This is a genomic window from Sediminibacterium sp. FW305-C-61, from assembly GCF_058231065.1.
This window is the reverse complement of the sequence record NZ_JBIQXR010000002.1, coordinates 844,592-854,906: the sequence shown is the minus strand read 5'-3', so window position 1 is coordinate 854,906 and position 10,315 is coordinate 844,592. Positions and strand designations below refer to the sequence as shown.

General features: G+C 41.9%; 7 protein-coding genes. 6 read left to right on the top strand and 1 reads right to left on the bottom strand.

Annotated features, from left to right (window positions below; translation table 11 throughout):
- Window positions 1–212: 212 nt before the first annotated feature.
- The 6 genes from ACH30E_RS08975 to ACH30E_RS08950 all read left to right on the top strand — a co-directional run bounded on the left by ACH30E_RS08975 (window position 213) and on the right by ACH30E_RS08950 (window position 9,669).
- Window positions 213–1,412 carry a FecR family protein gene (locus ACH30E_RS08975; RefSeq protein ID WP_490824517.1) on the top strand — a complete coding sequence of 400 codons (1,200 nt, stop codon included), beginning with the start codon at window positions 213–215 and terminating at the stop codon, window positions 1,410–1,412.
- A 250-nt stretch (window positions 1,413–1,662) separates the two neighbouring features.
- Window positions 1,663–4,944, top strand: coding sequence for a TonB-dependent receptor (locus ACH30E_RS08970; protein WP_294995510.1), 3,282 nt, complete (start codon window positions 1,663–1,665; stop codon window positions 4,942–4,944).
- A 21-nt stretch (window positions 4,945–4,965) separates the two neighbouring features.
- The gene (locus tag ACH30E_RS08965) at window positions 4,966–6,513 is read left to right on the top strand and encodes a RagB/SusD family nutrient uptake outer membrane protein (RefSeq protein ID WP_294995507.1); all 1,548 of its coding nucleotides are present in this window, start codon (window positions 4,966–4,968) and stop codon (window positions 6,511–6,513) included.
- 27 nt (window positions 6,514–6,540) lie between these two features.
- The gene (locus ACH30E_RS08960) at window positions 6,541–7,431 is read left to right on the top strand and encodes a LamG domain-containing protein (RefSeq protein WP_294995504.1); all 891 of its coding nucleotides are present in this window, start codon (window positions 6,541–6,543) and stop codon (window positions 7,429–7,431) included.
- Window positions 7,432–7,562: 131 nt separating this feature from the next.
- Window positions 7,563–8,873: a glucoamylase family protein gene (locus tag ACH30E_RS08955; protein ID WP_294995501.1), complete on the top strand. Its 1,311-nt coding sequence runs from the start codon at window positions 7,563–7,565 to the stop codon at window positions 8,871–8,873.
- A gap of 10 nt (window positions 8,874–8,883) precedes the next feature.
- Window positions 8,884–9,669 (top strand): carboxylesterase family protein, encoded by a 786-nt coding sequence (locus tag ACH30E_RS08950; protein WP_490824514.1) that lies wholly within the window; start codon window positions 8,884–8,886, stop codon window positions 9,667–9,669.
- Between the two features lie 218 nt (window positions 9,670–9,887).
- Here ACH30E_RS08950 and ACH30E_RS08945 read toward each other — a convergent pair whose 3' ends face one another.
- The gene (locus ACH30E_RS08945) at window positions 9,888–10,304 is read right to left on the bottom strand and encodes a nucleoside-diphosphate kinase (protein ID WP_294995495.1); all 417 of its coding nucleotides are present in this window, start codon (window positions 10,302–10,304) and stop codon (window positions 9,888–9,890) included.
- Window positions 10,305–10,315 lie beyond the last annotated feature (11 nt).

Sequence of the window (10,315 nt, the reverse complement as noted above, 5' to 3'; positions counted from 1 at the left end):
CTGATGTCTGATGTCTGATGTCTGATGTCTGATGTCTGATGTCTGATGTCTGATGTCTGATGTCTGATGTCTGATGTTTGATGTCTGATGTCGGATGTCTGATTTAGAATTTTAGGGTTAAGGAATTCAACCAAATCAGACATCAGCGATCAGACATCAAAAAATTTTCCCACTTCCGTGGGTGTAAATGCTTTTTCAGCACACTATACTGTATGCACATACCAGATCATATTCAGGAACTGATCCATAAATACGAGTTGGGGCAATTGTCAGAGGCTGAAAAGGAAGTTTTGGACAATTGGTATCATGGTTTCGATGATCAACAAACTACTGCGACTTATGATGAGTTAATGGATGAGGAAATACTGGCTAATCGTATAGAAGCCAGATTGCAGGAGAGTTTGCTGGCAGATGAAATGAAAGCTGAATCCGAAACTAAACGCCGGAACAGGAACTGGCGAATTCCTGCTGCTGTTGCACTGATAATCATATTGTTATCAGCGGGTATTTATTATTTTATTCAAGCAGATATTCAGCCACAACCTCAGCCCTTAGTTTTAAAAGCTCCGATTCCTGCCAATGATGTTGCCCCAGGAGGTAATAAAGCTACGCTAACCCTGGATGATGGCTCGGTAATTGTACTTGATAGTGCTAATAATGGCGTTTTGGGCAATCAGGGTTTAACACAGGTTAAAAAATTGGATAATGGGTTGGTGGCCTACCAAACGAAAAATGGAGAAATGCCAGCTAACGTGGATAAGATATACTATAATACCATTTCTACTCCGCGTGGTGGCGAATACCAGATCACATTGGCAGATGGTACTAAAGTATGGTTAAATGCTGCATCATCTATACGCTTTCCAACCGCATTTCGTGGAACAGACCGCCAGGTGCAGATAACAGGGGAGGTTTATTTTGAAGTTGCGCATAATGCCGCAAAACCTTTTAAGGTTACTGCAGGTAGATCCTCTATAGAAGTATTGGGTACCCATTTCAATGTGAATGCCTACGAAGATGAAGTGCAGGTGAGAACCAGTCTGATTGAAGGCTCGGTAAAAGTATTTGCAACCGATGAAAAGGATCAGCAACAGATGAAAATACTTCAACCCGGACAACAGGCCAGGATGAATAAAAAGGGAAGGATCAATGTGGTAAACAATATTGATACAGAAGAAGTGATGGCCTGGAAGAATGGCTTATTCGTATTCAAGAGCACTGACCTGTCAAGTATTATGCGACAGTTATCAAGGTGGTACGATGTAGACATTCATTACAAAACCAATGTGGGGATGCAGTTCACCGGCCAGATTACCAGAAACAATAATGTTTCAAAAGTGCTTGAAATGCTGGAGCTAACAGGTGAAGTGAAGTTTAAGGTTGAAGGCAAACAGGTAACTGTAACACGTTAACAATAAATCGCCATATATGAAACAACTGTTTATGTTCCCCATGGGTAGCGACGGTTGACAGACGAATGGAAGACTTGCAAAATAAAACCGGACACTGTTGCAGCAGCATCCGGCGAATCTGATCAAGTCGTACAATACAGCCTGAATAACTGTTTATTAACTACTCAATCCTTACAAATCTATGTATTTAACTTCTGTTTGCCAATCTCCAGGACTCATATTCCGGAGGGCAAATCAAACGCTAAAGATTATGAAACTAACCACAGTTTTTATGATCATCGCCTGTCTACAGGTCAGTGCAGCGGGCTTCTCACAAAAAGTAACCATCAAAGGTGAAAATATCTCGATCCAGCGCATATTTGAAGACATCAGAAAACAGACGGGTTTCCAGTTTTTATATGCCGATGATGCCATCAAAAACGCTAAGCCCATCAGTCTTTCTGTACGTAACGAAAAACTCGAAAACGTACTCGCACTTTGCTTTAAAGATCAGTTACTGTCTTATACCATCAGTGATAAAACCATTGTGGTAAAACGCAAATTTCCAGAACCAGTAGTAACAGGCTCTGTTCAACCGGAACCTATTTCGCCACCAGATATAAAAGGAAAAGTTACCGACAATAACGGCACTCCTTTAGCAGATGTATCCGTAGCTGTAAAAGGAACTACCCGCGGAACCATTACAGATGCTGCTGGTAATTTCTCTATTGCTGTTGCAGAAGGCGACATCCTTGTTTTCTCTTATGTTGGTTTCAATACCATCGAACAGAAAGTAAGTGCCAACGGTACCATTAATATTTCTTTGAAACCAGTCGAGAAAGCAATCGATGAAATCGTGGTTGTTGGTTATGGTACCCAAAGAAAAAGAGACCTTACCGGTTCCGTTTCTTCCATCAAAGGAGAAGAAGTTGCGAACAGACCAGCTACTAACCCTATTGCTTCTTTACAAGGAAGGGTTGCAGGTTTAACCGTTGCCAATACCGGTGTGGCAGGCGCTACTCCGGTAGTTAGGATTCGTGGTATTAACAGTACCAACTCTGCAAGTCCTGTATATGTAGTAGATGGGGTATTACACGATAATATCGACTTCCTGAATCCCGCAGATATTGAAACAATCGATATCCTGCGCGATCCATCATCTATTGCTATTTACGGTTTAAGAGGCGCCAATGGTGTTATTGCCATTACTTCTAAGAAAGCAGCCAGAGGACAAACACGCATCGAATTGCAAAGTTCTATTGGTGTGCAGACCGTACAGGATAAAATTAAAATTACTGATGCGGATGGTTTTAAGAAACTGTATAACGCACAGTTGGCGAATTTAGGAGCAGCTCCATTTGATTATTCCAACTATACAGCCAATACAAACTGGCAGAACCTGGTATTACGCGATGCGGTAATCAGTTCAACCAACCTGAGTATTTCAAATACGGGTGAAAAATCTACTACTTACCTGAATATCGGTTATACAGATCAGGAAGGTGTATTAAGAGATAACCGCTTTAAACGTTACCTCATTCGTTTGAATGAAGAATTGCGTTTCAATGATAAGATTAAAGTGGGTGGTGGAATTACCGGTTACCATTCAGTTAATAACCCGGCTGCAGCATCTATTACCAATGCACTTTGGGCAGCACCCATTGTACCAATTCAGCAGGATGCCAATACATATTACAGCATGCCTTCTTTCCAACGTGCTCAAGTAGGTAACCCTATTGCTGCATTGAACAGGAACAATGGAACAACAATCGATAAACAATACCGTGTAATTGGTAACCTGTTTGCAGAAATCAAATTCCTGCAAAACTTTACCTGGCGCTCTACAGTTTATACTGATCTGGTATTCGATAACACACGTAACTATACTGCGTTACCCTATTCGTTCATTAACCTGGGCGAAAACGGATCACCAACCACCACTACATTTGATAATGCAGCAAGAACATCTGTTGGTCAGAGCCAAAGCGAAGCAAGCCGCTTCCAGCAAGACCATACACTTAGTTTCGACAAGCGTATCGGAAACGGACATAATATCAATGCCGTAGCTGGTTTTACTACCATCTACAACAAAAGTTCTTCCGTAGGAGGTACCCGCAGAGATACATCAATCAATGTTCCCAATGATCCTGATTTCTGGTACCTCGGTATCATCAATATCAATAACCCGATTTCAAACTCAGGTGGTGGTACGGAAAATGCCATCGCTGGTGGTTTTGCAAGGGTTGGTTATTCTTATAAAGGAAAATACCTGCTGAATGCAACGGTAAGAAGAGATGGTAGTTCAAAATTTGCACCTGAAAACCGTTGGGGTACTTTCGGAAGCGTAGGTGCCGGTTGGGTTGTGAGCGATGAAGCTTTCTTCTCTAAAGTGAAAAAAATCAATTTCCTTAAACTTCGCGCAGCATGGGGCTTAACGGGTAATGCAAATGGTTTTGCAGATAACCTCTGGAGACCAGGTATTCAGAATGCCTCAACCGCCATTTTTGGAGATAATGTATACAGCTCAATACAAGCTGCTTATATCCCTGATCCAAACCTGCATTGGGAAAAAGTTAAGGGTATAGATATTGGTATTGACCTTAGAGCTTTTGATAATAAGTTAAACGCAGAAATTACTTATTATAACAGAACAACCACAGATATCCTAACAGGTGTTACCCTGCCAAATGAAACCCGCAGTTATTTTACCAACCTCGGTAGCATTACCAACAAAGGAGTAGAAGTAAACCTGGGATGGACTAACAACATCGGCAAAGATCTTTCTTACCGTGTAGGAGCTAATTTCAGCTATAACCACAATGTGGTGAACTCAATTGGTAACAATTTCAATTTCTCCATCATTGGTAATGGCGGTGCAAACCTTACTACCACCGGAAGATCAATTGGCTATTTCTACGGATACACCCAAACAGGAATCTATCAGTCAACAGCCGATTTACAAAAAACAGCTGCATTCACCAATTCATTACCTGGTGATATCGCTTATGCAGATATCAATGGCGATGGACAAATCACCCCTGCCGACAGAGGTTATATAGGAAGTCCATTCCCTCCATACAGCTTTGGCGGTAATATCGCTATCAGCTATAAAGGATTTGATTTTGAGATTGAAGGTCAGGGTATGGCTGGACATAAAATTTATACGCAGCGTCGTACCGCAACTTTCGCAGTGCTGAATTATGAAGCTAATCGTTTAAATGCCTGGACTGCTCCCGGAACAAACAACGTAGAACCAATTCTTGATAATACACGTGGTAATAATTTCCTCATGAGTACCTATTACTTAGAGCCAGGTGATTATTTCCGTATCAGAACCTTACAGATTGGTTATACGTTCAAGAAAACCCTGTTATCAAAAATTGGTATTCAGCGTGCAAGGGTTTACCTGAATGGACAAAACCTCAAAACATGGAGCAAGGTAACCGGTTATTCTCCTGAGCCACTTATCGGAAGCATCCTGGGTGGTGGAGCAGATAATGGTGCTTATCCTGTACCATCTATTTATTCTCTGGGTATCAATCTTACATTTTAAAAGACTTTATAAACTAGTTATATGAAATCGTTTAAACAAATATTCCGAATGACTTACCTGGTTCCTGTAACCATGAGTATGTTGTTAATGGGGACCGGATGTAAAAAACTCCTCGATACGGAACGTCAGGGCGCTTATGATGCAGACAACTACCCATATCCAGGTGGCTCTGGTCCTTACGATCAGTTTATTTTCGGCGCTTACAATGAACTGAGGAACTTTAATGTGCATAGCCAGGCATTTATTACCGCTGCAAGTATTCGCAGCGATGATGCTGATAAAGGAAGTACACCGGCTGATGGAGGTTCGAATGCCATCACTATGGATAATTTCCCTGTTTTGCCAAGCAATGGTTTTTGTAATACCCTATGGTTAGGTTATTATACCATGATTACCAGGTGTAATAGCGCCATTAATGAAGTAAATACCAACACCACCATTACGGCCACTGATCAGATCAAACAGCAAACAATTGCAGAAGCAAGATTTTTAAGGGCTTATGCATATTTCAACCTGGTGCGCTTTTTCGGAAGGGTTCCATTGATAGATAAACTGTTTGATAATCCAGCCCAACAAAACAATGTACCCCAAAGTACAGCAGCACAGGTATATGCTTTCATTGAATCGGATCTGGTATTTGCAGCCTCAAATCTCCCTCCATCATGGGATTCAAAATTTGTTGGACGCGCAACAAGAGGCGCAGCAAATGGTTTACTGGCTAAAGTTTACCTGACTCAGCAAAAATGGAACGAAGCTATGGGCGCGGCCAATGCTGTTATGTCATCAGGTCAATACGATCTTTCTACATCTTATGACCGAATTTTCCGCGAAGAAGGGGAGAACAGCAAAGAATCAGTATTTGAAGTACAGGCTACAGCAACGGCTGCCATTCCAAGTAACAATGGTGTACAATACGCACAAATACAGGGTGTAAGAGGTGCTGGTATCTGGGATCTCGGATGGGGTTGGAACACACCAACAACCGATCTTGAAGCAGCTTATGAAGCAAATGATCCAAGGAAGAACAGAACCATCATGTACACCAGTACAAATACTACTACTTATCAAACCCTTTATGGAGAGAACCTCCCAACTGGTTTACCTAATCCACGCTACAATAACAAAGTATATACTAACCCGGCTTTGCGTGCATCTATCGGAAACAGATTTGGTTACTGGATGAATGTGCGTATACTACGTTATGCCGACGTTGTTCTTATGTATGCAGAAGCAGCGAATGAAGTTGGAGGTACTGCGAATATTACAGCGGCAAGAAATGCATTGAATTCAGTACGCGCAAGGGCTCGCGCAGGTAATAACGCCATTCTGCCAGACGTAACAGCAACAGATCAGGCAACATTACGTGATGCAATTAGAAAAGAGCGCCGTGTAGAATTGGCGATGGAACACGATCGTTTCTTCGACCTGGTACGTTGGGGAGTAGCGCAAACTGTATTGAATGCGCACGGTAAAACAGCTTTCAGCAATGCAAGAGATGTTTTATTACCTATTCCACAAACACAGATCGATTTAAGTGCAGGAGTGCTTACACAGAACCCTGGCTATTGATTCCTGAATCTTTAAAAAAATTACATCATGTTATTGTCAACATCACATAAAATAACCAGGACCCTGCTCATCGCATCAATTGCAGTAGCAGCAGTATCCTGTAAGAAAGATGGTAACCCTAATAATCTACCGTCGGTAAGCACAGCAACCTACGAAGGAACCATCGACGGATATAAAAGTTCTGATGACGTTTTCCCAGATAACCTTATTGCTTACTGGAGTTTCGACGACACCAAAAATGAACTGAAAAGCGGAACAGCACCAGGCTCAACTGCTAATGATGCTTTTGTGGCTGGTGGTGTTCGTGGTAAAGCACTTAGCCTTACTGCAGGATACCTGTATTTCCCTACACAGTTCCAGGCTTTTAAAACAGCATCATTCAAAAGCTTTACCATCAGTGCCTGGGTTAAAATCCTGAACAATGGTACTAAAAGAACGATGCTGTTTCAATTGGCCCGTCCAGGTGTTTTTAATGGTAATATCAACTTTGCGTTGAACACACAATCATTCCCTGCATCTAATACCACCACCTTCCGTATACAGCCTACTTTCAGTACTGTTGGTGGCGGAACGCAGGATAACCTCAACAACAATTTATCTCCTACTATTGGTATGGATAAATGGACACATATCCTGTTAACCTATGAAACCAATACCGGTGTATTTGATATCTGGGCCGACGGTGTTAAAGTTGGTGGATTCCCTAACAGGGGTGTAGGTAATAACCTCTTCAATTCTTATGAACCCAGTGAAGTAATCATCGGCTCAAACTACAATGGTATTCCGGGTAAATCTGTAAGTACAGACGTAAGTTTTGCTCCTATGACAGGTCAGGTTGATGAGATCCGCATTTATAACCGTGCCCTGCCTGATGCGCAGATTAAATCGCTGTTTAACTTAGGTAAAGCGAATAAATAATCTATTCATTAATAGCGGGCAGACCAGTACTAAATACTGGTCTGCCCATATTTTATGGTCGCCCAAAAAAACAATCTATGCGTTTGATAGGTATCACCTTTGCATGTTTACTACTAAGTTCATGCAAACCCATGGCACAACAAAAAAATGCCCTAACCAATAATGCAGTCGTTTTTGCATCTGCCGAAGACGAAAAAATATTTACCGATGTAGAGCGTGCCACCTTCCAATATTTTTGGGATGGGGCAGAACCGAACAGTGGTCTTGCCAGAGAACGTTACCACAATGATAATATCTATCCACAAAACGATAAGCATGTGGTAACAAGTGGAGGTGGCGGATTTGGTGTGATGGCCATTCTTGTTGGAATTGAACGGAATTTCATCACCAGGAACCAGGGTAGGGAAAGACTCGAAAAGATTGTTGGATTTTTGGAAAAAGCAGATCGCTTTCATGGCGCATGGCCACACTGGTGGAATGGCGAAACCGGAAAAGTACAACCCTTCAGTCGCTACGATGATGGTGGTGATCTTGTTGAAAGTTCTTTTATGATCCAGGGACTTTTATGCGTGCGTCAATATTTTAAAGATGGTAACGCCGCTGAAAAAGCACTTGCAGGAAGAATTGATGCGCTATGGAAAGAAGTTGATTTCAACTGGTACCGTAACGGAAAAAATGTATTGTATTGGCATTGGAGTCCTAACAATGAATGGAAAATGAATTTTCCGGTACGTGGTTATAATGAATGCCTCATTATGTATGTACTTGCTGCATCATCGCCAACACATGGAGTACCAGCCGAAGTATACCACGAAGGCTGGGCACAGAATGGATTAATTAACCAACAACCTTCCGGTTACAAAGACATCAAATTGCAAATGCACCATCAGGGTGATGCAGACCTTTCTGGTCCTTTGTTCTGGTCGCATTATTCTTACCTGGGTCTTGACCCACGTGGATTAAAGGACAAATACGCAGACTATGGCAAAGAAAATATTAACCATGCCCGCATCAATTACCAGTGGTGCGTAGATAATCCTAAGAAATTTATCGGGTATGGACCTGATAGCTGGGGACTCACCTCCAGTTACTCCGTAAAAGGGTATGCGGGTCATGCACCGGGTGAAAAAAGAGATATCGGAGTTATTTCGCCTACAGCAGCGCTTTCTTCTTTTCCTTATACACCTAAAGAATCAATGGCAGCTATGAAAAACTGGTACCTCAACAAGAAAAACAATCTATGGGGGCCATTTGGTTTTTATGATGCATTCAGTGATACAGAAAACTGGTACCTGCCAAGGTATCTCGCAATTGACCAGGGGCCTATTGTAGTGATGATGGAAAATTACCGCAGTGGTTTATTGTGGAATCTTTTCATGAGCTGCCCCGAAATTCAAACAGGATTAAAAAAACTGGGATTTGAAAGTCCGCATATCAAATAAATCATCCACCATGCGTAAACTATGTCTTTCTCTTTTGCTTTTGGTAACGGCAACAATACTAAAAGCGCAAGACTTAAACCTGTTCGAAAAGCAATGGCTTACCCAGAATGGGGATACTATGCCTTTTAGGGTGTTACTGCCAGAAAATTACGATCCGGCTAAAAAATATCCGTTGGTGCTTTTCCTGCATGGAAGGGGAGAAAGCGGCAGCGACAACGAAAAGCAATTGACCCATGGGGCAAAGATGTTTTTACAGGATAGTATTCGTAAAAATTATCCAGCCATTGTAGTATTTCCCCAATGTGCCGCCAATAGTTACTGGAGTAATGTACAGGCTGTAATGAATGGAAGTAAAACCGGTAAAAGGACCTTCTATTTTGTCCCGGTAGGTGAACCATCAAAAGCAATGGTTATGTTACAATCGCTGGTAGGGAATTTATTGGAAAGATATCCGGTAAAGCTAAATCAGGTTTATGTGATGGGCCTGTCAATGGGCGGAATGGGAACTTTTGAACTGGTTAGACGAATGCCAGGACTTTTTAGTGCCGCCATTCCCATTTGTGGGGGTGCGCACCCGGCAACTGCTCCTCAATTGGTAAAAACCAAATGGTGGGTATTTCACGGAGGGAAGGATGATGTGGTGTTGCCTGCTTTCTCAGAACAAATGGTTCAGGCATTAAAGAAAGCTAAAGCATCCGTTCAGTTTACCCTGTTCCCCAATGCAAACCACAATAGTTGGGACCCCGCTTTTGCGGAACCTGGTTTATTAAAATGGTTGTTTTCTCAAAAAAAATAGACAGGATAATAACTAAAGGCAGGAAATTGGATTATTAAGCAAGAAAAGCCATCCGTTAACTGGGTGGCTTTTCCTATTGAACTCTCTGCGAAAACTCCGTTAACCCATTTCTCTGCGGTGAGTTTACTCCATATAATATTTTTACTATCGAGATAGTCAATAAAAAAGCCACCCAGTTGCATTTTGGATGGCTTTATTCTATAAAGTTACGATTTTAATTAGAATCTTTCTAATTTAGAAAAGAAAAAATCTCCTTCAATCACTGCATTTTCATCGCTGTCGCTGCCATGAACTGCATTTTCGCCTACAGAAGCTGCATATAATTTACGGATGGTACCTTCTTCAGCTTGAGCCGGGTTGGTAGCACCAATCAATTTGCGGAAATCAGCTACTGCATTTTCCTTCTCAAGGATAGCTGCCACGATTGGACCACTGCTCATAAATTCTACCAGTTCGCCAAAAAAAGGACGCTCACGGTGAATATCGTAGAATAAACCGGCCTGCTCTGGGGTAAGGCGTGTCCATTTCATTGCTTTAACACTGAATCCGGCTTTAATGATCTGATCAAGGATGGCACCGGTATAACCTTTTGAAGTGGCATCTGGCTTAATCATGGTAAATGTTCTGTTGCTCATATATACTTGCT